Source organism: Paraburkholderia lebeckiae, from assembly GCF_014201005.1.
GTDB lineage: Bacteria > Pseudomonadota > Gammaproteobacteria > Burkholderiales > Burkholderiaceae > Paraburkholderia > Paraburkholderia tuberum.
In genome coordinates, this window is record NZ_JACHDK010000006.1 from 228,368 (window position 1) to 251,998 (window position 23,631).

The 23,631-nt window shown below is 66.1% G+C and carries 22 protein-coding genes and 1 riboswitch; of the genes, 17 read left to right on the top strand and 5 right to left on the bottom strand.

The annotated features are described in order from the left end of the window. Positions 1–295: 295 nt before the first annotated feature. From HDG39_RS14170 to HDG39_RS14180, 3 genes are all read left to right on the top strand, one after another. Entirely contained in the window at positions 296–1,075 is a 780-nt protein-coding gene (locus tag HDG39_RS14170; RefSeq protein WP_026226032.1) for a DeoR/GlpR family DNA-binding transcription regulator, read from the top strand. Between the two features lie 308 nt (positions 1,076–1,383). Next, positions 1,384–1,581 carry a hypothetical protein gene (locus tag HDG39_RS14175; protein WP_018421753.1) on the top strand — a complete coding sequence of 66 codons (198 nt, stop codon included), beginning with the start codon at positions 1,384–1,386 and terminating at the stop codon, positions 1,579–1,581. Between the two features lie 195 nt (positions 1,582–1,776). Further along, positions 1,777–2,430 (top strand): TetR/AcrR family transcriptional regulator, encoded by a 654-nt coding sequence (locus tag HDG39_RS14180; RefSeq protein WP_184006498.1) that lies wholly within the window; start codon positions 1,777–1,779, stop codon positions 2,428–2,430. Positions 2,431–2,487: 57 nt separating this feature from the next. Here HDG39_RS14180 and HDG39_RS14185 read toward each other — a convergent pair whose 3' ends face one another. Continuing rightward, on the bottom strand, positions 2,488–2,862 hold the full coding sequence (locus tag HDG39_RS14185; RefSeq protein WP_184006499.1) for a hypothetical protein: 375 nt from the start codon (positions 2,860–2,862) through the stop codon (positions 2,488–2,490). A gap of 199 nt (positions 2,863–3,061) precedes the next feature. Between HDG39_RS14185 and glpD the strand changes: the two genes are divergently transcribed. From glpD to HDG39_RS14200, 3 genes are all read left to right on the top strand, one after another. Next, positions 3,062–4,591, top strand: a complete 1,530-nt coding sequence (gene glpD / locus HDG39_RS14190) for a glycerol-3-phosphate dehydrogenase (RefSeq protein WP_184006500.1) — start codon at positions 3,062–3,064, stop codon at positions 4,589–4,591. Between the two features lie 260 nt (positions 4,592–4,851). Beyond that, positions 4,852–6,351: a glycerol kinase GlpK gene (gene glpK, locus HDG39_RS14195; protein ID WP_184006501.1), complete on the top strand. Its 1,500-nt coding sequence runs from the start codon at positions 4,852–4,854 to the stop codon at positions 6,349–6,351. Between the two features lie 123 nt (positions 6,352–6,474). Beyond that, a complete protein-coding gene (locus HDG39_RS14200; RefSeq protein WP_184006502.1) occupies positions 6,475–7,161 on the top strand; it encodes an HAD family hydrolase in 687 nt (228 codons plus the stop codon). 94 nt (positions 7,162–7,255) lie between these two features. Here the strand turns inward: HDG39_RS14200 and ribB are convergent, their stop codons facing one another. The 3 genes from ribB to HDG39_RS14215 all read right to left on the bottom strand — a co-directional run bounded on the left by ribB (position 7,256) and on the right by HDG39_RS14215 (position 10,452). Then, entirely contained in the window at positions 7,256–7,975 is a 720-nt protein-coding gene (ribB, locus tag HDG39_RS14205; protein ID WP_184006503.1) for a 3,4-dihydroxy-2-butanone-4-phosphate synthase, read from the bottom strand. 150 nt (positions 7,976–8,125) lie between these two features. Beyond that, a riboswitch (FMN riboswitch) is annotated at positions 8,126–8,309 on the bottom strand. 138 nt (positions 8,310–8,447) lie between these two features. Continuing rightward, positions 8,448–9,155, bottom strand: coding sequence for a helix-turn-helix domain-containing protein (locus HDG39_RS14210; RefSeq protein WP_184006504.1), 708 nt, complete (start codon positions 9,153–9,155; stop codon positions 8,448–8,450). A gap of 130 nt (positions 9,156–9,285) precedes the next feature. Continuing rightward, positions 9,286–10,452 carry an MFS transporter gene (locus tag HDG39_RS14215; RefSeq protein ID WP_184006505.1) on the bottom strand — a complete coding sequence of 389 codons (1,167 nt, stop codon included), beginning with the start codon at positions 10,450–10,452 and terminating at the stop codon, positions 9,286–9,288. Between the two features lie 193 nt (positions 10,453–10,645). On the opposite strand from HDG39_RS14215, the gene HDG39_RS14220 reads away from it, so the two are divergent. From HDG39_RS14220 to lnt, 7 genes are all read left to right on the top strand, one after another. Then, on the top strand, positions 10,646–11,611 hold the full coding sequence (locus HDG39_RS14220) for a LysR family transcriptional regulator (RefSeq protein WP_184006506.1): 966 nt from the start codon (positions 10,646–10,648) through the stop codon (positions 11,609–11,611). Between the two features lie 132 nt (positions 11,612–11,743). Beyond that, positions 11,744–13,117 (top strand): tRNA (N6-isopentenyl adenosine(37)-C2)-methylthiotransferase MiaB, encoded by a 1,374-nt coding sequence (miaB, locus tag HDG39_RS14225; protein WP_184006507.1) that lies wholly within the window; start codon positions 11,744–11,746, stop codon positions 13,115–13,117. A gap of 43 nt (positions 13,118–13,160) precedes the next feature. Continuing rightward, on the top strand, positions 13,161–14,237 hold the full coding sequence (locus tag HDG39_RS14230; RefSeq protein ID WP_018421764.1) for a PhoH family protein: 1,077 nt from the start codon (positions 13,161–13,163) through the stop codon (positions 14,235–14,237). A 93-nt stretch (positions 14,238–14,330) separates the two neighbouring features. Next, a complete protein-coding gene (ybeY, locus tag HDG39_RS14235; protein WP_018421765.1) occupies positions 14,331–14,792 on the top strand; it encodes an rRNA maturation RNase YbeY in 462 nt (153 codons plus the stop codon). 41 nt (positions 14,793–14,833) lie between these two features. Further along, the gene (locus HDG39_RS14240; RefSeq protein WP_184006508.1) at positions 14,834–15,493 is read left to right on the top strand and encodes a gamma-glutamylcyclotransferase; all 660 of its coding nucleotides are present in this window, start codon (positions 14,834–14,836) and stop codon (positions 15,491–15,493) included. A gap of 218 nt (positions 15,494–15,711) precedes the next feature. Continuing rightward, entirely contained in the window at positions 15,712–16,617 is a 906-nt protein-coding gene (locus HDG39_RS14245) for a CorC family transporter (RefSeq protein ID WP_184006509.1), read from the top strand. A 118-nt stretch (positions 16,618–16,735) separates the two neighbouring features. After that, on the top strand, positions 16,736–18,493 hold the full coding sequence (gene lnt / locus HDG39_RS14250) for an apolipoprotein N-acyltransferase (protein WP_184006510.1): 1,758 nt from the start codon (positions 16,736–16,738) through the stop codon (positions 18,491–18,493). Between the two features lie 81 nt (positions 18,494–18,574). Here lnt and HDG39_RS14255 read toward each other — a convergent pair whose 3' ends face one another. Beyond that, positions 18,575–19,189: a glutathione S-transferase C-terminal domain-containing protein gene (locus tag HDG39_RS14255; protein ID WP_184006511.1), complete on the bottom strand. Its 615-nt coding sequence runs from the start codon at positions 19,187–19,189 to the stop codon at positions 18,575–18,577. A gap of 211 nt (positions 19,190–19,400) precedes the next feature. Here HDG39_RS14255 and HDG39_RS14260 point away from each other — a divergent pair, with 211 nt between their 5' ends. The 4 genes from HDG39_RS14260 (at position 19,401) to HDG39_RS14275 (ending at position 23,592) form a co-directional block, all read left to right on the top strand. Next, positions 19,401–20,819 (top strand): aminopeptidase P N-terminal domain-containing protein, encoded by a 1,419-nt coding sequence (locus HDG39_RS14260; RefSeq protein WP_184006512.1) that lies wholly within the window; start codon positions 19,401–19,403, stop codon positions 20,817–20,819. A 6-nt stretch (positions 20,820–20,825) separates the two neighbouring features. Beyond that, positions 20,826–22,097 (top strand): UbiH/UbiF/VisC/COQ6 family ubiquinone biosynthesis hydroxylase, encoded by a 1,272-nt coding sequence (locus tag HDG39_RS14265; protein ID WP_184006513.1) that lies wholly within the window; start codon positions 20,826–20,828, stop codon positions 22,095–22,097. 188 nt (positions 22,098–22,285) lie between these two features. Next, a complete protein-coding gene (dusB, locus tag HDG39_RS14270; protein ID WP_090801809.1) occupies positions 22,286–23,362 on the top strand; it encodes a tRNA dihydrouridine synthase DusB in 1,077 nt (358 codons plus the stop codon). Beyond that, positions 23,359–23,592 carry a Fis family transcriptional regulator gene (locus HDG39_RS14275; protein ID WP_008919619.1) on the top strand — a complete coding sequence of 78 codons (234 nt, stop codon included), beginning with the start codon at positions 23,359–23,361 and terminating at the stop codon, positions 23,590–23,592. Before dusB ends, HDG39_RS14275 begins: the two co-directional genes overlap by 4 nt. Positions 23,593–23,631: the final 39 nt, after the last annotated feature.

A 23,631-nucleotide genomic window follows, 5' to 3' on the forward strand; every position in this document is an offset into this window, starting at 1 on the left:
GGACATCATGGGAAAGGTTGTAAGGCGGGTAAATCGCGGAACCCAGGATTGCATCGCGAAGCGAGCCAAAAAACAAATTCATTTATCAAATGAATAAATGCATATTGTGCCTGAATGAAGGTTCGAGCAGGTTCAGAGCGTTCGCGGCGAGTTCCAGCGGATTGCGCCAGTTGGCGGACATGGGGCGCAGTGGTCTTACAATAGCCGCAATCGCGTTCGTCGACGGCGGGCTTCCTGCCCGTCGCTTGATGATCGCGACGGACCACGCCGACACGACAGCCACCACACGAGACACATGACACGAGACCCCCGCCTGACTCTCAACGCCCGGCAACAGGAATTGCTGGAGTGGGTTCAACGCGACGGCTTCGTGACCGTGGACGACCTCGCGAGCCACTTCGACGTCACCCCGCAGACGATCCGCCGCGACGTCAACTGGCTCGCCGATATGAATCTGCTGCGCCGCTATCACGGCGGCGCCAGTCTGCCGACCAGTTCCGAGAACGTCTCCTACACCGCGCGCCAGCGCATGTTTCATGAAGAGAAAAGACGCATCGCGGCGCTAGTTGCCACTCACATTCCCGATCAGGCATCGCTCTTCATCAACCTCGGCACGACCACCGAGGAAGTGGCTCGCGCGCTGAACCGCCACCGTGAACTGCGCGTGATCACGAACAATCTGAACGTCGCGAGCATGATGAGCGGCTACCCGGATTGCGAAGTGCTGGTGACGGGGGGCATCGTGCGGCCGTGGGATAAGGGCATCGTCGGTGAATTGGCGATCGACTTCATCCGGCAGTTCAAAGTCGATTTCGCGATCATCGGCACGTCGAGCATCGAAACGGACGGTACGCTGCGCGATTTCGACACGCGCGAAGTGCGTGTCGCCGAGGCGATCATCCAGCACGCACGCACCGTGTTCCTCGCTGCCGATCACTCCAAGTTTGGCCGCCCCGCTCTAGTTCGCCAGGGGCATCTGGAGCAGATCGACGCGTTGTTCACCGACGCCGCGCCGCCCGCCGACATGGCCGAGGCGCTGAACGCCGCGAATTGTCAAATCTATATCGCCGGATAATTCCAGGCGATCTCCGCCATGCTGCGGTGCACGCAAAACCTCGCGTGAAATCAAGAATCTGGCCGCGGGGCCAGACCGCCTATCGCGCGGCAAATTGTCAAATGGAAAATTTACGGGGACCGGGTTGGCGTTTCATCGGTGCTCGCCTACACTCCAGTTCCCCAACGTGCGTTGCGAGTTTCGCACGGCGTCGGTTATGTGAATCTGTCGTGTAAGCCGTACCTCCCGCACTGATCCTTTAGCGGACCCCGCCCCGGCCTGCCGGTCGACTGCAAGGTTGTCCGCAATTTGCTGACATGGAGAGAACGATGCTGAGTCCGCATGAATTCGCCACGTTGTTGCTAGTCAAGGACGCCCCCAACCAGGTCGAAATGGGCCGAGAAGAACTCGATGCGTTGCTCGAACGCCAACTGGTGCAACTCGAGCGCCTCGCATCGGGCAACGAAGAATGGCGCGTGACCGAAACCGGCGACACCGCATTGCGGGCCATCAAACGTTTTTCCTGAGATTCCCTGTCGTTCGATCCGAGAGCCGTTGGCGGCGTATCCGCGCCGCCTTGGCGGATGCGCCGCGCGCTTCGCTCGCGACTGCCGGGGCTCGTATCGTTCAATTCACCTGACAGCGAGCTGCATTCGCGGCGCTTTGTTGTGCGCATCTCATTTACACAGTAAATTCACGCGACGGACTTCCCGCCCTCGCGCATGCCCAAGACGCTCTCCGCCGACGACATCCAGCAGTTTCGCGAAGCCATGCGACGCGTCGCCGAAAACGCATTTGCAACCCGCGGCGCGCAAGGCGTGACGATGCGCGAGCTGACGAAGGAGCTCGGCTGCAGCGCGATGACACCGTATCGCTATTTCCGCGACAAGGAAGAAATTCTGGCGATGGTCCGCGCCGCCGCGTTCAACCGCTTCGCCGCGCGCCTCGAGGCGGCCGCGCGCGGCATCCCCGCGAACGCCCCCGCCATCGATCACAGCGCCGTCAGCCGGGCCTACGTCGACTTCGCGCTCGATGAACCGCACGCCTACCGTTTGATGTTCGATCAGACGCCGCAACAGCAAGGCGCTTACCCTGAACTGGCCGCGGCGTCGCAGCGCGCGTGGCGTTTGCTGGAAGCGCACTTCGAGCGGCTCGTCGAGGCGGGTATTCTCGAAGGCGATCCGCGCCTGATCGGCTATGCGTACTGGACGAGCCTGCACGGCTTCACGATGCTTGCGCTCGCGAACCAGCTACCGCCGTCGGCGGCGCAACAGGCCGATTCCGCCGGCGACGGAGCGCCGCAGCCATCACGTGAAGCCGTGTTCGCGCAGATTTTGCGCATGCTGTGGCGCGGAGCGTTGGCGCCGCACAAGTGAACCGGTGCGCCGGGCGGGCGGCGCGAGAGTGAGGCTCGCCGGTCGAGCCGCTGCCGCTTACCCGTTACGCAAGGTCGGATCGGCACTCGCACGCCAGCTGATCGCCCTTGCGCGCTGCTCGTTGAAGAACTCGACCCACTGGTTGCGCACTTTCGGATCGCTGCTCGTCGCCTCGCTCGCATGGCGCTGCGCGATCGATGCCTGGAACGCGCAGAAGTCGTCGTTCGACAGCCGGCCGCGCCGGTTCGCCACATAGGCATCGAAAAACGTCTCATAGACGATCTGCGCGTCGCTGCCGTAGTCGACGGTTTGCGGCGAGCACATCTTCTGCAACGCCTCGAACGACGTTGCGCCCCTCGTCCCTTCCAGACTCGGCGTACTCACGCATCCCGCCACAAGCGCGGCCGCGCCGATCATCAAAAGTCCACGCATACATCACCTCGAAATGGCTGCTGCCGAGAGTATCGTCCGCGGTCGCGTATTGCGCCACTCCCGTGCTATTCGACCCAGGCATGCTCGGGTCCAAGCGAACTTTACTTTTTCGAATATGTTCATTAAAGTTCGAAAACGAACATGATTCGTTCAATCCGCTTTCCAACTTACTCCCAGATTCGATGCAGAGGCTCACCAGATGACGCAAGGCACGAAATACGATTTGCTCGTCGTCGGTGGCGGGATCAACGGCGCCGGCATCGCCCGCGACGCGGCCGGCCGCGGCCTGGCGGTGCTGCTGTGCGAGCAGGACGATCTGGCCGCGCACACCTCGTCGGCGAGTACCAAGCTGATCCACGGCGGCCTGCGCTACCTCGAGTACCGCGAGTTCGGGCTCGTGCGCAAGGCGCTGCAGGAGCGCGAGACGCTGCTGCGCGCGGCGCCGCACATCATCTGGCCGCTGCGCTTCGTGATGCCGCATATGCCGGATCTGCGCCCCGCCTGGCTGATCCGCGCGGGTCTGTTCCTGTACGACCATCTGGCCAAACGCGAGTTGCTGCCGGGCTCGCGCGGCATCGTGATGAGCCGGCATCCGGCCGGCGCGCCGCTCGTCGAAACGATCAAGCGCGGCTTCGTTTATTCGGACGGCTGGGTCAACGACGCGCGCCTCGTCGTCCTGAACGCGCTCGACGCGCACGAGCGCGGCGCGACGATCCTCACGCGCACGAAGCTGGTCAACGCAGAGCGCGCCGGCGGCGAGTGGCGCGCGCAACTGCAACGCGCGGACGGCACGACGCTCGACGTGCGCGCCGCCGCGATCGCGAACGCGGCGGGCCCGTGGGTCGGCGAGCTGCTCAAGGGCGCGCTCGGCCGGCCATCGTCGCATAGCGTGCGGCTCGTCAAGGGCAGCCACATCGTCACGCGGCGCCTGTTCGAACACGACCACGCGTACATCTTCCAGAACGCCGATAAGCGGATCATCTTCGCGATTCCCTACGAGCACGACTACACGCTGATCGGCACCACCGACCTCGAATATCGCGGCGACCCGTCGCAAGTCGCGATCGACGCCAACGAAACGCAGTATCTGTGCGATTCGATCAACCGCTACTTCAGGCAGAAGATCTCGCCGGCCGACGTGCGCTGGAGCTATTCGGGCGTACGCCCGCTGCTGGAGGACGAGAACGCGGACAATCCGTCGGCGGTCACGCGCGACTACTCGCTCGAACTCGACGCGCCCGCGGAACAGGCGCCGCTGCTGTCGGTGTTCGGCGGCAAGATCACGACGTTTCGCAAGCTCGCCGAGCAGGCCGTCGATACGCTCACCGACGCGCTGCGCCACGGCGGGTCCGCGTGGACCGTCGACGCGCCGCTGCCGGGCGGCGACATCGCACAGGCGAACTTCAATCGCTTCCTCGGTGAGTTCTCGCGCGAGCATGCGTGGCTGCCGGCGTCGCTCGTGCATCGGCTCGCGCGCGCGTATGGCACGCGCGCGAATCGCGTGATCGGCTTCGCGCGCTCGCGCGCCGAGCTCGGTCGCGAGTTCGCGCCGGGACTGCACGAAGCCGAGCTGGTTTATCTGCGCGATACCGAATGGGCGCGCACCGCGCAGGACGTGCTGTGGCGGCGCTCGAAGCTCGGCCTGCACGTCGAGCCGGGCACGCTCGATGAGGTTACGCGCGATATCGACGCGTGGTTCGCGCGCGAACCGGCCCGGCAGAGCGCGTAGGCGGCCCTGCCGGGCAAACTGGCATTCCCCGACAAAAGCGGCGGCAAACACAACGCGGCGCCAATGCCGGGTGAAGCGAACGGCGCGAGCCCGTAGAGAGGGCGCACACCATCCGCGCGTCCCGGGGCCGGCCCCACCGCAGCTTCGGCTGGACGACACCGGCACGCGCCCTCACACTATGGCGGCCCGCTCACAACAACACGCCGCCCGCATCGCCGGTCAGCAATCCGGCGATCCGTAACATGCATGGAGAAGAGACAATGCTGGATCAGTACGTTCTCGCGCTTGACCAAGGCACCACCAGCTCGCGCGCGATGCTGTTCGACCGGCGCGGCAACGTCGTGTCGACCGCACAAAAGGAATTCCAGCAGATCTACCCGCACCCGGGCTGGGTCGAGCACGATCCGCAGGAAATCTGGTCGACGCAGGCCGGCGTCGCCGCCGAAGCGGTCACGCGAGCCGGCATGAACGGCACGTCGATCGCGGCGATCGGCATCACGAACCAGCGCGAAACCACGATCGTGTGGGATCGCGAAACCGGCCACCCGATCTACAACGCGATCGTCTGGCAGGACCGCCGCACCGCCGACTTCTGCGACGACCTGAAAGCGCAGGGTCTCGAAGCGAGCGTGCGCGCGAAGACCGGCCTGCCGATCGACTCGTATTTCTCGGCGACCAAAATCCGCTGGATTCTCGACAACGTCGAAGGCGCGCGCGAAAAAGCGCGTCAGGGCCGGCTCGCGTTCGGCACCGTCGACAGCTGGCTGATGTGGAATTTCACGAAGGGCGCGCTGCACGTCACCGACGTGACCAACGCGTCGCGCACGATGCTGTTCAACATCCACACCCTGAAGTGGGACGACGAACTGCTCGCCGCGCTCGACATTCCGCGCAGCATGCTGCCGGAAGTACGGCCGTCGTCGGAAGTGTATGGACCGACGGTGACCACCGTGTTCGCGTCGAAGATTCCACTCGCGGGCATCGCCGGCGATCAGCACGCCGCGCTGTTCGGCCAGATGTGCACCGAGTCCGGCATGGTCAAGAACACCTACGGCACCGGCTGCTTCCTCGTGATGAACACGGGCGCCAAACCGATCGAATCGAAGAACAATCTCGTCACGACGATCGCCTGGCAGATCGGCGAGCGTATCGACTACGCGCTCGAAGGCAGCATCTTCATCGGCGGCGCCGTGGTGCAGTGGCTGCGCGACGGCCTCGGCATCATCAGGAACGCGGCGGAAATCGAAACGCTCGCGCGCGGCGTGCCGCATTGCGACGGCGTGTATCTCGTGCCCGCCTTCGCCGGCCTCGGCGCGCCGCACTGGAACGCGCATGCGCGCGGCACGCTGTTCGGCGTCACGCGCGGCACGACCTCCGCGCATATCGCGCGCGCGGCGCTCGATTCGATCGCCTATCAATCGCTCGATGTGCTGAAGGCGATGGAAGCCGACTCGGGCATTCGCATCGGCGAGTTGCGCGTGGATGGCGGCGCCTGCGCGAACAATCTGCTGATGCAGTTCCAGGCCGACATCCTCGGCGTCGACACGGTGCGCCCCCAGGTGTCCGAGACGACCGCACTCGGCGCCGCCTATCTGGCCGGTCTTGCGGTGGGTTACTGGAAGGACATCGACGAGTTGAAAAGCCAGTGGAAGCTCGAGCACCGCTTCACGCCGGCGCTACCGCATGCGGAGGTCAGGACCTGCCTCGATGGATGGCAGCGCGCGATCCGCGCGGCGAAGGCCTGGGCCGATACGCCGTAAGGCCGCGGGCGCGCAGAACGCCAAAAGGACGCGGTCCGAAAGTACGTATGATGACGCTTTTCATCCCGGCGCGCGGGCCCGCAACCCGCCGCCCGCGCGCTTTGCGCTTACCGTTTTTCAGGCATGATCGACCACCTCATCTGTGACTGCGACGGCGTGCTCGTCGACAGTGAAGTCATCGCCGATCGCGTGATGTTCGACACGCTGACGGCCACCTTCCCCGGCATCGATTTCGCCCCCGTCGTCAAAACCGCGTTCGGCCAGCAAACCTCGCGCTTTCTCGCCGGCCTCGAAACGCGGTTCGACATCACGCTGCCCGCGAACTTCCTCGGTACGATCGAGCACAACGTCGAGCTCGCGCTCGCCGCGTCGCTCGGTCCGATCCACGGCGTGCGCGACGCGCTGCAACGCGTGACGCTGCCGGCAGCGGTCGTGTCGAACAGCCGTATGTCGCGCGTCGCCGCATCGGTACGGCGCGCGGGTCTGCAGCAAATTTTCGGCGAGCGCGTGTTCAGCGCCGAGCAGGTCGCGCGGCCGAAGCCGTATCCGGACGTCTATCTGTTCGCGGCGACGACGCTTGGCGTCGAGCCGGCGCGTTGCCTCGTCGTCGAGGACAGCGTCGCGGGGTTGAACGCGGCGCGCGCGGCAGGTATGAAGACGATCGCGTTCGTCGGCGCGAGCCATATTCCGGACGGCTACGCGGATGAGCTGCGCGCGATGGGTATCACGCGAATCACCAGGCATATGGATGAACTGCCGGCGCTCATCGAGGCAGGCGTGCGCGGCGAATTCGGCGACGTGCAGTCGTAGCGGTTTTGCGCAACGCCGATAAAAAAGCCGGTTCTTCGGAAGAAGAACCGGCTTTTTGCGTCATGACGTCGCGTGCCGCTCGATGGATGGCCCGTCAAGCCTCGGCCGTCGCGCCCTCGCGCACCTGCGCGAGCGATGCGCGAAACTCGACCAGCTCGGCGATCGTCAGCATCGGCAGATCATGTTGCGCGGCGAAGCGCTCGACGTCCGCGCCGCGCGTCATCGTGCCGTCGGCGTTCATCAGTTCGCACAGCACGCCGGCCGGCTTCAGGCCCGCGAGAATCGCCAGATCGACGGTGCCTTCGGTGTGGCCGCGCCGCGCCAGCACGCCGCCCGGCATCGCGCGCAGCGGGAACACGTGGCCGGGGCGCACGATGTCGGCGGGTTTGGCCGTATCGGCGATCGCGGCGCGGATCGTGGTCACGCGATCCTGCGCGGACACGCCGGTGCTGACGCCTTCGCGCGCTTCGATCGACACCGTGAACGCGGTGCCGTGACGGCTTTCGTTGTTGACGGCCATCGGCGGCAGTTCGAGCGCGCGGATCTTGTCGTCGGGCAGGCACAGGCAGACGATGCCGCTGCATTCCCGGATCAGCAGCGCCATCGTTTCGACCGACAGGCGCTCGGCCGCGACGATCAGATCGGCTTCGTTCTCGCGGTCGTGGTCGTCCTGCAGCACCACGGCGCGGCCCTCGCGCAGCGCCTGCAAGGCGGCGGCGATACGCGGCGGAACGGCTTCGGTGGCAAGCAGCGGGAGATCGGCGAAGGCATCGTCTGCAGTCGTCGACGGAGCGGGAAAAGTAGCAAAGGACATGGTTGAAACGCTCATCGCAAAAGTTGGGCGAGAAACGTTTCAGGGCATTGCAAACAGACTGACACGCGCCGCGCCCAGGCGCCGCGCGAAAGCGGACGCTGATACGCCGTCCAGGCTACAGGCGGCGGCACGGAACGCACATGACTGTATGCACATCTTCTTCCATCCGGACTATGACCGTCGGCTCTGGCTTCTGACCAGATCTGCTGACCCCGCGCCTGTCTCCGCTATTCCGAAGGCTAAGCGATGCGGGCGCTCGCGGGCTTGCCGGCTCACGCTGTCGCGCTGCCGGCCTACCGCCGGTGGGGAATTTCACCCCGCCCTGAAGACGCACTGATTGCCGGTTCGACCGGCGGGCGAAGCATACAACAGTCGCGCGAGCGCTGCAGCGCGACGAACAAAGACCCTACTCACTGCATTGGACCTGCATCGACGCCCTGACCCGCGCTTGAACCTCGGACGCCGTCGATTCTCAACCCGGCACGCCTTCGCGCGCGGCTTCGTCGCGTGCGGCACCCGCGGCCGGGACTTCCCAGCGCGGCGGCGTCTCAGCCCGCAGCGTCACGCGAAACGCGCGCGCCTCGGTGTCGCCGGGATTGCGCAGGCTGTGCGGCTGGTCGGCGTCGAACACGATCGCGTCGCCGGTCGCGAGCAGTTGACGCTGGTCGTGCACGCTGACTTCGAGCGTACCGTCGCTGACCACCAGATTCACCGTCGTGCCGGGCGCGCGGCGCACGCCCGCTTCGGTATGCAGCGGGGCGATGCGCAGTTCGTGAAACTCGACGGCGATCGACTCGTGGTCGGGATACAGCGGCCGCACCGAGTAGCGACCGTTCGCGCTGACCACGCGGGCCGAGCGCTCGGCCGGCAGATGCTCGAAGCCGTTGGTCGCGTGACGCCGCAGGAACGCCGCCACCGACACCTTCAGCGCCGCCGCCACCTTGCACAGCACCTTGATCGACGGCACGCTGCGCGCCGACTCGATCTGCGCGAGCATGGCGCGCGACACGCCTGACGCGCGCGCCAGCGCATCGAGCGAAAGCTGCCGTTCAGCGCGCAGCCGCGCCAGATTCACGCCGACCAGCTGTTCGAGCGCATCGAAGGGTTCGGCGGAGCGCGCCGCCGCATCGGTATCGGCATCGGCCGACGGATCGCGGACCAGCGCGAGCGGGGAATGCATATTGGCCTCCAGAGCGCCGCCAGGCGGCGCAAGAGCAGTAATTGGAAGCAAGATAGCATCGGCTTTCGCCGCACCCAACGAAGTTATCTTCACACTGTTATCAGCATGGCGGAGGCAAGCAACTGACGACTCACGCGCTTTGCGCGAGCGCGCGCGCCGGCGCATCCATGCGCGCCGCGAACCACGTCAGCAGCAGCGCGGCGACGCTGACCGCGGCCGCGACCCACGGCAAGGTATCGAGCACGTGACCGTGATTGATCACGAGACCGCCGAGCCACGCACCCGCCGCATTGCCGACGTTGAACGCGCCGATGTTCAGCGTCGACGCGAGATTCGGCGCGGCGGCCGCCTTCTCGACCACACGCATCTGCAACGGCGGCACCGTCGCGAACGCCGCGATGCCCCACACGAACACCGTGATCGCGGCAGCCGCTTGCGAATGGCTGGTGCGCGCGAAGATCGCCATCACGACCGCGAGCGCGGCGAGAGTGCCCATCAGCGACGGCATCAGCGCGCGGTCCGCAAGCTTGCCGCCGACCATGTTGCCGACCGTCAGGCCCACGCCGAACAGCACGAGGATCAGCGTCACGCCGCGCGGCGAAAAACCGCTCACCTGCTCGAGGATCGGCGCGATATAGGTGAACACGACGAACACGCCCCCGAAGCCGAGCACCGTCATCGCGAGGGCGGTCCACACTTGTGGGTCCTTCAGCACGCGCACTTCGTGGGCGAGGCCGGCGGGGCCGGTGTCGTGGCGGTTCGGCACCAGCGCGCAGATGCCCGCGAGCGACAGCACGCCGAAGCCGCTGACGATCCAGAACGCCGCGCGCCAGCCGAACTGCTGGCCGATGAAGGTGCCGAACGGCACGCCAAGCACGTTCGCGAGCGTTAGGCCCGTGAACATCAGTGCGATCGCGCTCGCGCGCTTTTCGGCCGGCACGAGTGAGGCCGCGACCACCGCGCCGATGCCGAAGAACGAGCCGTGCGCGAACGAGGTCACGACGCGCGCGATCATCAGCACCGAATAGCCCGGCGCCACCGCGCACAACACATTGCCGACGATGAACACGCCCATCAGCAGCTGCAGCGCGAACTTGCGCGACATCCTGCTCGTGACTACCGCGAGCAGTGGCGCGCCGACCGCGACGCCGAGCGCATAGCCGCTGACGAGCAGGCCAGCGGACGGGATCGACACGGCCAGATCGCGCGCCACTTCGGGCAACAGGCCCATGATGACGAATTCGGTCGTACCGATGGCGAAGGCGCTAATCGCGAGCGCGAGTAATGGAATGGGCATTTTTCCGCTCCGGGAATGAGGTGGGATCAGGGTTTGGGTTGAAAGGCTTGGCGCGGTGACGATGGTCGCGTGATCGAGTTGCATGGCGAAGGACAGCAGCGGAGTTTCGACGGCTGCATTGTCGCGGCGTGACGCCAATTTGATAATTGACGTAGCATTTGAAGCATTTTCAAATTCTGCTTGAAAGCCAGCGATGGATAACCTCGGCGACATCCGCCTCTTCGTCGAAGCGGCGCAGCAAGGCAGCCTGTCGGCGGCGGGCCGCAAGATGGGCCTGACACCCGCCGCGGCGAGCGCGCGGCTCGCGAAACTGGAAGCGAGGCTCAAAGCGCGCCTGTTCGAGCGCACCACGCGGCAGCTACGGCTCACCGACGAAGGCCGCCTCTACCTGAACTGCTGCCGCCAGGCGCTGCAATCGCTGGACGACGCCGAAGCCGCGCTGCAAGCGGGCCAGGGCGTCGTGCGCGGCAAGGTGCGGGTGTCGGCGACCTCGGACTTCGGCCGCAACCTGCTGATGCACTGGCTCGACGAATTCAACGCGCTGTACCCCGACGTGACGTTCGCGTTGACGCTGTCGGATGCGCTGGCCAATCTCGTGCAGGAGGACATCGATCTGGCGATCCGCTTCGGCGTGCCGCAGGACAGCTCGCTGGTCGCGCGCCGGCTCGCGCCGAACCGGCGGGTGCTGTGCGCATCACCGGAATACGTCGGGCGTCGCGGCGAGCCGAAGGACCCGCTCGACCTCGCCAATTTCGACTGCATCGTGCTCGGCACCGCATCGGGGCCGGCCAGCGAATGGCGCTTCACGCGCGGTGACGAGGTGCAGCACTACAGCGTGCCGTTCGAAGCGGCGCGCGAAACCAACGACGGCGCGGTCGCGCGCGAATGGGCGCTGCGCGGCTACGGCATCGCGATCAAATCGATGTGGGACGTGGAAGCGGACCTGCGCGCCGGTCGCCTGAAGATCCTGCTGCCGGAATGGCGCTACCCCGATGCCCCCCTGCACGCGCTGTATCACCGCAATCGCTTCATGGCGCCGCGCGTGCGCGTGCTGCTCGATTTCCTCGCCGAGCGCTTCGCGCAGGTGTCGGATGAACTGGAAAGCCTGCTGGGACTGCCGCCGGACCGGCCAATCAGCGCCGAAACCCCCGTTGCGTGAAGGGCTATAATATGCAGTTACGCTGCAAAGACACGCGCAAGCTGGCCATCACGCGCCGCGCTGTCCCGCGCCGCGGCCTCCTTCACCTTTTTACGACGCCCCCAGGTTAACCACTGCGACCGGCGAAATTCGATGACCAAGAAAGTTTATGTAAAGACCTTTGGCTGCCAGATGAACGAGTACGACTCCGACAAGATGGTCGACGTGCTCGGTGCCGCTGAAGGACTCGTCAAGACCGACACGCCGGAAGACGCCGACGTGATCCTGTTCAATACCTGCTCGGTGCGCGAAAAAGCGCAGGAAAAAGTCTTCTCCGACCTCGGCCGCGTACGCGAGCTGAAGGACGCGAATCCGAATCTGATCATTGGCGTGGGTGGCTGCGTCGCGAGTCAGGAAGGCGCATCGATCGTCGCGCGCGCGCCGTACGTCGATATCGTGTTCGGTCCGCAAACGCTGCACCGCCTGCCGCAATTGATCGACGAGCGCCGCGCGAGCGGCCGCGCGCAGGTCGACATTTCGTTTCCCGAAATCGAGAAGTTCGATTACCTGCCGCCGGCGCGCGTCGAAGGTCCGAGCGCGTTCGTGTCGATCATGGAAGGCTGCAGCAAGTACTGCAGCTACTGCGTCGTACCGTACACGCGCGGCGAGGAAGTGTCGCGTCCGCTCGACGACGTGCTGACCGAAATCGCCGGTCTCGCCGAACAGGGCGTGCGCGAAATCACGCTGCTCGGCCAGAACGTCAACGCTTATCGTGGAGCGCTGAGCGTGGGTTCGACCGAGATCGCCGACTTCGCGACGCTGATCGAATACGTCGCGGACATCCCCGGCATAGAACGGATCCGCTATACGACGTCGCATCCGAAGGAGTTCACGCAGCGACTGATCGACACCTACGCGAAGGTGCCGAAGCTCGTCAGCCACCTGCATCTGCCGGTGCAGCACGGCTCCGACCGCATCCTGATGGCGATGAAGCGCGGCTACACCGTGCTCGAGTACAAGTCGGTGATCCGCAAGCTGCGCGCGATCCGCCCGGACCTGTCGCTGTCGACGGACATGATCGTCGGCTTCCCCGGCGAGACCGAGGAAGATTTCGCGAAGATGATGGCGCTCGTCGAAGAGATGAAGTACGACACGAGCTTCTCGTTCATCTACAGCCCGCGTCCCGGTACGCCGGCCGCGAATCTGCACGACGACACGCCGCGCGAGGTGAAGCTCAAGCGCCTGCAACATCTGCAGGCCACGATCGAAGAGAACGTGCAGCGCATCAGCGACGCGATGGTCGGCAAGGTCGAACGCATTCTGGTCGAGCGCCCGGCGCGCAAGGACCCGAACGAGCTCGCGGGCCGCACCGGGAACAACCGCGTCGTCAATTTCCCGGCGCCGGTCGCGTCGCATGCACGGCTGATCGGCCAGATGGTCGACGTGAAGATCGTGCACGCGTATCCGCACTCGCTGCGTGGTGAACTCGTGATGGTTCACGACGACAGCGCCGCGACGACGCACTGAACGACATTCTGAGTACCGCAACCGACAGGATCGACTCACCGCCTTGAAGACCACTCAGCAGCATCTGGAATTCACCGCACCGCGCGAAGATAATGCGCGGCTCGCCAACCTCTGCGGACCGCTCGACGAAAATCTGCGGCAGATCGAGCAGGCGCTCGACGTAACCCTGCAGCGCCGCGGCCACCGCATCGCGATCCGCGGGCGCGGCGCGAAACTCGCGCTGACCGCGCTCGAAAACTTCTACAACAACGCGCGCGAGCCTTTGTCGGTCGACGACATCCAGCTCGCGCTCGTCGAAGTGCGCCATCCGGCGCGTCATCGCCCGAATGGCAACGGCAATGGCGACACCGTCGACGCGCACTTCGCCGGCAATCCCGATCACCCGTTCGACCAGCCCGCCGACGCCAATGCGAGCGAGGACGACTTCGAGGAATACGGCCCGAAGCTGTACACGCGACGCGCGGATCTGCGCGGCCGCACGCCGGCGCAGCGCGAGTACCTGAAGCAGATCGTGTCGTACGACGTCACGTTCGGCGTCGGCCCGGCCGGCACCGGCAAGACCTACCTCGCGGTGGCCTGCGCGGTCGACGCGCTCGAGCGCGACCAGGTCAAGCGCATCGTGCTGACGCGTCCGGCGGTCGAGGCGGGCGAGCGGCTCGGCTTTTTGCCGGGCGATCTCGCGCAGAAAGTCGATCCGTATCTGCGCCCGCTCTACGACGCGCTGTACGACCTGCTCGGCTTCGACAAAACCGCGAAGATGTTCGAGCGGCAGATGATCGAAATCGCGCCGCTCGCGTACATGCGCGGCCGCACGCTGAATCACGCGTTCATCATCCTCGACGAGGCGCAGAACACCACGCCCGAGCAGATGAAGATGTTCCTCACGCGAATCGGCTTCGGCTCGAAGGCGGTCGTCACCGGCGACACGACCCAGGTCGACCTGCCGCGCGGCCAGAAGAGCGGGCTGATCGAAGCGCAGCAGGTGCTCGCGGACGTGCGCGGCATCGCGCTCACGCGTTTCACGAGCGCGGACGTGGTGCGGCATCCGCTGGTCGCGCGAATTGTGGAGGCGTACGATGCGCATGCGCAGAAGTCGCAGGCCGCGGTCGATCCGCGCTAAAGCGATGCGCTTCGCAGCGCGAGGCCCGCGTCGCCTCGCCGCCTCGCCGCAAAAAAAAACGACTGAGCCAGGAATGCCACGCATAGAAACCGCATGAGCCGCACCCCGAAATTGACGTTGAGCCTGCAATTCCCCGCCGCCAAAGCCTGGCCGGAACACAAGGCGCTGCTGCCGCGCGCGACGGTGGCCGGCTGGATCAAGGCGGCGCTGTTCGCGGACGGCGAACTGACGGTTCGGTTCGTCGACGCCGAAGAAGGCCGCACGCTGAATCGCACCTATCGCGGCAAGGATTACGCGACCAACGTGCTGACCTTCGCCTATGCCGAATCGGAAGATGATCCGGTCACGGGCGATCTGATTCTGTGCTGCCCGGTGGTCGAGAAGGAAGCCGCCGAGCAGGGCAAGCCGCTCGCCGCGCATTACGCGCACCTGCTCGTGCACGGCACGCTGCATGCACAGGGCTACGACCACGAGGTCGAAGAAGAAGCCGAGGAAATGGAAGCGATCGAAACCGAAATCCTCGGCAAGCTCGGCTTTCCGGACCCTTACCAATAGGCGTTCCGCCCCTCCTCGACGCCAGCCCGACCGAACCCACCGTGAGCACTCCGTCCCCCGAAGCCGATATCCCCGTGCGCTGTCCGGACTACCCGCCGGTGCTCGGCGAGTCGCGGCTCCTGACGGACGACGAACTGCGCGCGTCGCTCGAATCCACCTTGCGCGGCTGGGACCGCCAAGGCGATCTGTGGCTGTTCGGCTATGGCTCGCTGATCTGGAACCCGGGCCTGCCGACCGTCGAGGCGATGCGCTCGAAGGTGCACGGCTATCACCGCGGCCTCTATCTGTGGTCGCGAGTCAATCGCGGCACGCCAGAGCAGCCCGGCCTCGTGCTCGCGCTCGATCGCGGCGGCTCGTGCACCGGCATGGCCTTCCGGCTCGCGGCCGATGGCTCGAGGCCGCATCTCGAAGCACTGTGGCGCCGCGAAATGCCGATGGGCTCGTACCGTCCCGCGTGGCTGCCGTGCGTGCTCGCGGACGGCCGGCGCGTCGACGCGCTCACATTCGTGATGCGCCGCGACGTGCCGAGCTACACCGGCAAGCTGCGCGACGACATCATCCAGACCGTGCTGGGCTGCGCGAGCGGCCGCTACGGCACGACCTTCGATTACGTGAGCCGCACCGTGCACGCGCTGCGCGAAAGCGGCATGCCGGACCGCGCGCTCGAAGCGCTGCTCGCGCGCTGCAAGCCGGCCGTGTGACCGCGGCATCTCGGCGAAAACCCCACCCGTGACTTTTTTGCCAGCGAGCGCTTTTGCCCGCGTAATCGGTTAGGATGATTCAACGCTCCACCGTCGCGGCGGGGCCGTTTCACCTGGCTTCGCTCATCGCCGGGCCCGGCGGGACACGGTTCCGCCATGCGCCTGGTGTATCCTTAACGCTCTGCAACAGCGCGCCCAGTCTCGCCGGGCGCACTACCATGAACGACACGTATCCCAGTCGACGCCATACCGGACGCCAACTCGACAAACCGCAGGAAAAGCGCTCGCTGCTCGAGCGCCTGACCGACTTCATCTCGCCCGAGCCCGACTCGCGCGCCGAACTTCTGGAAATTCTGCAGGACGCGCACGAACGCAACCTGATCGACGCCGACTCGCTGTCGATGATCGAAGGCGTGTTCCAGGTGTCGGAACTGAGCGCCCGCGACATCATGGTGCCGCGCGCGCAAATGGACGCGATCAACATCGCAGACAATCCCGCTGAATTCATCCCCTACGTGCTGGACAAGGCGCATTCGCGCTATCCGGTCTACGAAGGCAATCGCGACAACATCATCGGCGTGCTGCTCGCGAAAGATCTGCTGCGCTACTACGCCGAAGAAGAGTTCGACGTGCGCGGAATGCTGCGCCCTGCCGTGTTCATCCCCGAGTCGAAGCGGCTGAACGTGCTGCTGCACGACTTCCGCGTGAACCGCAACCACCTCGCGGTGGTCGTCGACGAGTACGGCGGCGTCGCGGGCCTGATCACGATCGAAGACGTACTGGAGCAGATCGTCGGCGACATCGAGGACGAATACGATTTCGACGAGGAGAGCGGCAACATCATCGCTTCGCCGGACGGACGCTTCCGCGTGCGCGCGCTGACCGAGATCGAGCAGTTCAACGACACCTTCGGCACGCATTATTCGGACGACGAAGTCGACACGATCGGCGGGCTGGTCACGCATCACTTCGGCCGGGTGCCGCATCGGGGCGAGAAAGTCCGCCTCGACGACCTGATCTTCGAGATCCTGCGCGGCGACGCCCGCCAGATCCACATGCTGCTGGTGCGCCGCGAGCCGCTCGCGGGCCAGCGCGAGCGCGAGTCACAGCACGTGCAGACCTGAGCCGGCGGCTCGGGCCGATGCACGGCCTGAGCGCCCGCGCGCTTTCATTGCCGGCGCATTTGCCAACTCGTTTGCCTACTGAGTTGCCCTTTCAACTACCGACGCCGACCGCGCAACAATGGCCGACCCGATCACTTCCCGTTCGCACCGCGGCGTGAGCGCCCCCGCTCCCGCTTCCACCGAAGACGGCACGCGCAGCCGCGCGCTGCCGCGCTGGCACTACCTCGTCGCACTGGCCGCGGGCGCGGCCAATACGCTGTCGTTCGCGCCGACGCCGCATGGCGGCTGGCTGCAACTCGCGATCTTCGTGTTCTTCTTCGCGTGGCTCACGCGCAGCACCGGCTGGAAAAGCGCCGCGCTGACGGGCGGCGCGTTCGGCTTCGGCAACTTCGTGAGCGGCGTCTGGTGGCTGTATGTGAGCATGCACTACTACGGCGGCATGCCGGCACCGCTCGCCGGCACCGCGCTCGTGCTGTTTTCGCTGTATCTCGCGCTCTATCCGGCGCTCGCCGCGGGGGTGTGGTCGTTCTGCGCGGGCCATGCGCGCAATGGCGCGGCCGACGAGCGCGCGCCATTCTCGCCGACCTGGCACGGCGCGCTCGCCTTTGCAAGCGCGTGGGCGATCGGCGAATGGCTGCGCGGCACGGTGTTCACCGGCTTTCCGTGGCTCGCCACCGGTTATGCGCAGGTCGACGGCCCGTTGGCGGGGTTTGCGCCAGTGGTCGGCGTATATGGCGTCGGTTGGATGGTTGCGCTGACGGCCGCGTTGATCGTGCAGGCGTTGCTGGCGCTGCTGCCGTCGTGGCGCTCCGGGCGTGCGAATGAATCGCTCGAACCGAACGCCAGCGCCGCTGATGACGCCAGCGGTCGCGCCGCGCGGGGCCGCGGCACGCGCGTCGCCCCCATCGTCGTGCCTGCCGGCGTCGCGCTCGCGCTGCTCGCGATCGGCCTGCTGCTGCCGCTCGTGCAGTGGACCACGCCCGCCAACGCGCCGCTGTCGGTGCGGCTGTTGCAAGGCAACGTGAAGCAGGAGATGAAGTTCGAGGAAGCCGGCTTGCGCGCGGCGGTCGACGAGTATCAGCAGATGATCACGTCGAAGCCGGCCGATCTGATCGTCACGCCGGAAACCGCGATCCCCGTGCTCGCGCAGCAGCTTCCGCCGAACTTCGCGGCCGCGATCCGCCATTTCACGGATTCGACCGGCAGCGCGCTGCTGTTCGGCGCGATCGGCGGCACGATCACGCCGGACGGCCGGGTGGTCGACTACACCAACAGCCTGTTCGGCGTCACGCCCGGCTCGCACGAGATTTATCGCTACGACAAGCACCATCTGGTACCGTTCGGCGAATTCGTGCCGTGGGGCTTCCGCTGGTTCGTGAACCTGATGAACATTCCGCTCGGCGATTTCTTCCGCGGCCCGCCGGTACAAAAGCCGTTCATGGTGCATAACCAGCCGGTCGCGGTGAACATCTGCTACGAGGACATCTTCGGCGAGGAGATCGCGCGCACGCTGCGCGAGAATGCGACGCCCGCCGGCGTGCTGATCAACTCGACCAATCTCGCGTGGTTCGGCGACACGATCGCGCTCGACCAGCATCTGCAGATCGCGCGCATGCGCTCGCTCGAGACCGGCCGGCCGATGCTGCGCGCAACCAACACCGGCATGACCGCCGCGATCGACGCGAACGGCCGCGTGATCGGGCGCCTGACGCCCTACACGGTCGGTTCGCTCGACGTGAGCGTGCAAGGCACCTCGGGCAACACGCCTTACGTGACGAGCGGCAACAACACGGTGCTCGCGGTGTCGGCGCTGCTGCTCGCGTTCGGTTTCGCGTTCGGACCGGGGCTCGCGCGGCGACGCGACGGCAAGCGGTAACGCCGACGTCAAAGGCACGACACCCGCAAAAAAATGCGCCTGACATGCAGGCGCATTTTTTTCATGCTCGTCCGAGCTTCATCAATCCTTCGGCACCGTATCGATGAAAGACTGCCGCAGCGACAGCTTCTGGAAGTGCTTGTCCAGGTTCGGATGCGATTCGCGCCAGTTCAGTTCCGGCATACGGAAGTCCAGATAGCCGAGCGCGCAGCCCACCGCGATGTCGGCCAGCGTGTAGTGATTGCTCGCGCACCACGGCTTGCTGCCGAGCCCTTGCGACATCGCGATCAGCGCTTCGTCGATCTTGCGCAGCTGCCGCGCGACCCACGCGTCCACGCGCTGCTCGGGCGCGCGCTGCGTGCCTTCGAGACGGATCAGCACGGCCGCGTCGAGCATGCCGTCGGCGAGCGCTTCCCAGCAGCGCACTGCGACGCGCTCGCGCCCCGACGGCGGAATCAGCTTGCCGACCGGCGACAGCGTATCGACGTACTCGCAGATCACGCGTGAATCGAACACGGCCTCGCCGTCTTCCATGACGAGGCACGGCACCTTGCCGAGCGGATTGAAGGTGTGAATCCGGGTATCCGGCGCCCAGACGTTCTCGGGCACCAGTTCGTAGTCGATCTTCTTATCGGCGAGCACGATGCGTGCTTTGCGCACGAACGGGCTGCCGAACGAACCGATGAGTTTCATCATGACCTTCTGCCTTTTTCTGAATCCGGCGAAAGTATAAGTGGTCCAAGGCTTTCGCGAGCGTGCTGGCGCCATCTTCGCGAACTGCCCGCCGAGCCACCGTGGACGGATTGCAACATGACGGCGGCCGCCGCGCCGTCCGGAGCCGCACAAAGCGAGTCAATGTCGTGCGCGGAGAATGGGGCCAGGAGAAACGCGGCGCTACAATCGCACGATGAACCAGCCGACCGAACCCACCATCGCCATCGACGTCTACCGCACGCGCCGCGAGCGCGTTCTCGCCGCGCTGCGCGCCGCGGGCGGCGGCGTCGCCATCGTCCCGACCGCGCCGGAAGCGCTGCGCAACCGCGACACTGACTACCCGTACCGCCACGACAGCTACTTCTATTATCTGACCGGCTTCACCGAGCCCGAAGCGCTGCTGGTGCTCGATGCCAGCGCCGCGCCCGGCGCGCCCGCGTCGATGCTGTTCTGCCGCGAGAAAAGCGTCGAGCGCGAGACCTGGGAAGGCTTCCGCTTCGGCCCCGATGGCGCGCGCGAAGCATTCGGGCTCGACGCCGCGTTCCCGATCGGCGAAATCGACACGCAGTTGCCGCGCATCATCGCCGACAAGCCGGCGCTGCACTACGCGTTCGGCACCTCGGCGCATTTCGACGAGCAGGTGCGCGGCTGGCTCGACGCGGTGCGCGCGCAAAGCCGTGGCGGCACCGTCGCGCCCACGGCCGCGCGCGACCTGCTGCCGTTGCTCGACGAAATGCGGCTCGTCAAGGACGACCATGAGCTCGCGATCATGCGCCGCGCAGGGCAGATTTCAGCGGCCGCGCATCGTCGCGCGATGGCGGTGTGCCGGCCCGGTATCCGCGAGTACGAACTCGAGGCCGAACTGCTCTACACGTTCCGCAAGTTTGGCGCGCAGGCGCCGGCCTATACGTCGATCGTCGCGGCCGGCGCGAACGCGTGCGTGCTGCACTACCCGGCCGGCAACGCGATCGCGCGCGACGGCGACCTGATCCTGATCGACGCGGCCTGCGAACTCGACGGCTACGCGTCCGACATCACGCGCACGTTTCCGGCGAGCGGGCGTTTTACGCCGGCGCAGCGCGAGCTGTACGACATCGTGCTGGCAGCGCAGCAGGCCGCCGTCGACGCGACGCGCGCCGGCGCGAGCTTCGACGATCCGCATCAGGCCGCGCTGCGCGCGCTGTCGCAGGGGCTGCTCGACACCGGCATCGTGCCGCGCGCGAAGTTCGCCTCGGTCGACGACGTGATCGCCGAGCGCGCCTACGTGCCGTTCTACATGCACCGCACCGGCCACTGGCTCGGCATGGACGTGCACGACTGCGGCGACTACCGCGAGCGCGGCGCGCCGCGCGACGAAGCGGGCGCGCTGCCGTGGCGCACGCTGCGCGCGTCGATGACGCTGACGATCGAGCCGGGCCTGTACGTCCGCCCGGCCGAGGGTGTGCCAGAACGCTACTGGAACATCGGCATCCGCATCGAGGACGACGCGATCGTGACGCCGACCGGCTGTGAGCTGATCACGCGCGACGTGCCGGTCGCCGCCAACGAGATCGAGGCGCTGATGCAGGAAGCACGAGCCCCCCATCAAGCGTCGCATCAACAGAGGACCTGATCCGCGATGAACGAAGCATCTCCATCGGCGGTGATCCTGAGGCCCGCCTCCCACCAGCAGGGGTTCGATTTCGACGTGACGATCGTCGGCGCCGGGCCGGTCGGCCTCGCGCTCGCCGGCTGGCTCGCGCGCCGCAGCCTGACGCGCGAGCTGAAGATCGCGCTCGTCGACGCGCGCGAGCCGGAAGACTCGATTGCCGATCCGCGCGCGATCGCGGTCTCGCACGGCAGCCGGATGATCCTCGAGCCGCTGCGCTGGCCCGCCGACGCCACCGCGATCGAGCGCATCCACGTGTCGCAACGCGGTCATTTCGGCCGCACGCTGATCGATCATCGCGAGCACGGCCTGCCCGCGCTCGGCTACGTGCTGCGCTATGGCTCGATCGTGCATGGCCTCGCCGACGCCGTGCATGCGACGCCGGTCCACTGGTTCCGCTCGACCTCGGCCGGCGCGCCGGTTCAGGAGCTCGACGGCGTCACGCTGCCGATCGAAACCGCGGGCGTCGCGCGCCAGTTGCGCACGCGGATTCTGGTCAACGCCGAGGGCGGCCTGTTCGGCGACCAGAAGCACGCGAAAAATCCGAGCCGCGCCACGGACGAATACGCCGGCGCACGCGACATCGGTAAAAACGACGCCGGCTCGCGCGACTACGGCCAGACCGCGCTGGTCGGCACGGTCACCGTGTCCGCGCCGCAGCCACACGTCGCATGGGAGCGCTTCACGTCGCAAGGTCCGATCGCGCTACTGCCGATGGGTGGCGTGCGTGGTGCCGACTACGCGCTCGTCTGGTGCTGCGCGCCCGACGAAGCCGCGCGCCGCGCGCAGCTTTCCGACGAAGCGTTCCTGCGCGAGCTCGACGCCGCGTTCGGCAACCGCATGGGCCGCTTTACGCACATCAAGGGTCGCGCGTCTTTCCCGCTCGGTCTCAACACGGTCGACACGCTCGTGAACGGCCACATCGTCGCGATCGGCAATGCGGCGCAGACGTTGCATCCGGTGGCGGGCCAAGGCCTCAATCTGGGCTTGCGCGATGCGCACGCGCTCGTCGACGCACTGTCGGCCGAAGGCCCCACCCCGCTCGCGCTCGCCACCTTCGCGCAACGCCGCGCGCTCGACCGGCGCCTGACGATCGGCTCGACCGACACGCTCGCGCGTCTCTTTACCGTCGACTTCGCGCCGCTCGCGGTACTGCGCGGCCTCGCCCTGACCGCACTCGAATTCGTGCCGCCGGTGAAAACCGCGCTCGCCCGGCAGATGATGTTCGGCCAGCGCCGTTAAGCACGAGAAAGCGCTGCGCGGTTCTATGAGCCGGGCGACTTTCATAGAAGATTTAACGGGTTACAAGACTCGGTTCGCGGGTCCCGCCAACCCGTTAACGCTAAAATAGCCGTTTTCCCTCGCATTTCGCGCTGCGCCGGCTGTCACGATTGTCAAATCCTGGCCCGTCGGCGGCGCACGCTCACGCCATGCCCCCTCTCGGCCCCCACAATCTGCGTAACAACCTGTTCGTCGCCCCGATGGCCGGCGTGACCGACCGACCGTTCCGCCAGCTGTGCAAACGGCTCGGCGCGGGTTATGCGGTGTCGGAAATGGTCGCGTCGAACGCGCAGCTGTGGAAGAGCGAAAAGACCATGCGCCGCGCGAACCACGAAGGCGAGGTCGAGCCGATCGCGGTGCAGATCGCCGGCGCGGACCCGGAGATGATGGCCGAAGCCGCCCGCTACAACGTCGCGAACGGCGCGCAGATCATCGACATCAACATGGGCTGCCCCGCCAAGAAGGTCTGCAACGTCGCGGCCGGCTCGGCGCTGCTGCAGAATGAACCGCTCGTGCAGCGCATCGTCGAGGCCGTCGTGAACGCGGTCGGCGTCGGGCCCGACGCGGTGCCCGTCACGCTGAAAATCCGCACCGGCTGGAATCGCGAGAACAAAAACGCGCTGAACGTCGCGCGTCTCGCGCAAGCAGCGGGCATTTCGATGCTGACCGTGCACGGCCGCACGCGCGCGGACCTGTACCACGGCGACGCCGAGTACGAAACCATCGCCGCGGTAAAGGCGGCGGTGCGCATTCCGGTCGTCGCGAACGGCGACATCACGTCGCCGCAAAAGGCGCGCGAGGTGCTCGCCGCGACCGGCGCGGACGCGATCATGATCGGGCGCGCCGCGCAGGGCCGTCCGTGGCTGTTCCGCGAGATCGAGCATTTCCTGCAAACGGGCGAGCTGCTGCCGCCACCGCGCATCGACGAAATCCAGCAGGTGATGAACGAACATCTCGAAGATCACTACGCTTTTTACGGGGAATTTACCGGTGTCCGCACTGCGCGCAAGCACATCGGCTGGTACACTCGCGGCCTTTCCGGCGCCAACCTGTTCCGGCATCGCATGAATACGCTGGACACCACGCGCGAACAACTCCTCGCCGTCAACGAGTTCTTTGACGCGCAAAAGGCGATCTCAGACCGCCTCGTCTACGTCGACGAAGCGCCCGGCAACCCCGGGCTCGACAGCGAGAGCGAGGACAACTCCGACCGACTAGCAGCATGAGCAAGAACAACATCGAACAATCTGTCCGCGACAGCCTGGACGTGTATTTCCAGGATCTCGACGGCTCCAATCCGCACGACGTCTACGACATGGTCATTTCATGCGTGGAAAAACCCTTGCTCGAAGTGGTGCTCGAGCAGGCCGGCGGCAACCAGTCGCTGGCCGCCGAGTATCTCGGCATCAACCGCAATACGCTGCGCAAGAAGCTGCAACAACACGGTTTGCTGTAGCGCGTCGTAGTTTCTCGCGCCCTGCCACGTTTCCCTTCG

What these genes read in the sequence shown, in the direction of transcription:
- glpD (WP_184006500.1), top strand. Translation starts at nt 3,062, where the DNA reads ATGACGCAAGGCACGAAATACGATTTGCTCGTCGTCGGTGGCGGGATC.
- HDG39_RS14170 (WP_026226032.1), top strand. Translation starts at nt 296, where the DNA reads ATGACACGAGACCCCCGCCTGACTCTCAACGCCCGGCAACAGGAATTG.
- HDG39_RS14220 (WP_184006506.1), top strand. Translation starts at nt 10,646, where the DNA reads ATGGATAACCTCGGCGACATCCGCCTCTTCGTCGAAGCGGCGCAGCAA.
- miaB (WP_184006507.1), top strand. Translation starts at nt 11,744, where the DNA reads ATGACCAAGAAAGTTTATGTAAAGACCTTTGGCTGCCAGATGAACGAG.
- HDG39_RS14175 (WP_018421753.1), top strand. Translation starts at nt 1,384, where the DNA reads ATGCTGAGTCCGCATGAATTCGCCACGTTGTTGCTAGTCAAGGACGCC.
- HDG39_RS14260 (WP_184006512.1), top strand. Translation starts at nt 19,401, where the DNA reads ATGAACCAGCCGACCGAACCCACCATCGCCATCGACGTCTACCGCACG.
- HDG39_RS14245 (WP_184006509.1), top strand. Translation starts at nt 15,712, where the DNA reads ATGAACGACACGTATCCCAGTCGACGCCATACCGGACGCCAACTCGAC.
- HDG39_RS14210 (WP_184006504.1), bottom strand. Translation starts at nt 9,155, where the DNA reads ATGCATTCCCCGCTCGCGCTGGTCCGCGATCCGTCGGCCGATGCCGAT.
- HDG39_RS14200 (WP_184006502.1), top strand. Translation starts at nt 6,475, where the DNA reads ATGATCGACCACCTCATCTGTGACTGCGACGGCGTGCTCGTCGACAGT.
- dusB (WP_090801809.1), top strand. Translation starts at nt 22,286, where the DNA reads ATGCCCCCTCTCGGCCCCCACAATCTGCGTAACAACCTGTTCGTCGCC.
- ribB (WP_184006503.1), bottom strand. Translation starts at nt 7,975, where the DNA reads ATGTCCTTTGCTACTTTTCCCGCTCCGTCGACGACTGCAGACGATGCC.
- HDG39_RS14185 (WP_184006499.1), bottom strand. Translation starts at nt 2,862, where the DNA reads ATGCGTGGACTTTTGATGATCGGCGCGGCCGCGCTTGTGGCGGGATGC.
- lnt (WP_184006510.1), top strand. Translation starts at nt 16,736, where the DNA reads ATGGCCGACCCGATCACTTCCCGTTCGCACCGCGGCGTGAGCGCCCCC.
- glpK (WP_184006501.1), top strand. Translation starts at nt 4,852, where the DNA reads ATGCTGGATCAGTACGTTCTCGCGCTTGACCAAGGCACCACCAGCTCG.
- HDG39_RS14265 (WP_184006513.1), top strand. Translation starts at nt 20,826, where the DNA reads ATGAACGAAGCATCTCCATCGGCGGTGATCCTGAGGCCCGCCTCCCAC.
- HDG39_RS14255 (WP_184006511.1), bottom strand. Translation starts at nt 19,189, where the DNA reads ATGATGAAACTCATCGGTTCGTTCGGCAGCCCGTTCGTGCGCAAAGCA.
- HDG39_RS14215 (WP_184006505.1), bottom strand. Translation starts at nt 10,452, where the DNA reads ATGCCCATTCCATTACTCGCGCTCGCGATTAGCGCCTTCGCCATCGGT.
- HDG39_RS14180 (WP_184006498.1), top strand. Translation starts at nt 1,777, where the DNA reads ATGCCCAAGACGCTCTCCGCCGACGACATCCAGCAGTTTCGCGAAGCC.
- ybeY (WP_018421765.1), top strand. Translation starts at nt 14,331, where the DNA reads ATGAGCCGCACCCCGAAATTGACGTTGAGCCTGCAATTCCCCGCCGCC.
- HDG39_RS14275 (WP_008919619.1), top strand. Translation starts at nt 23,359, where the DNA reads ATGAGCAAGAACAACATCGAACAATCTGTCCGCGACAGCCTGGACGTG.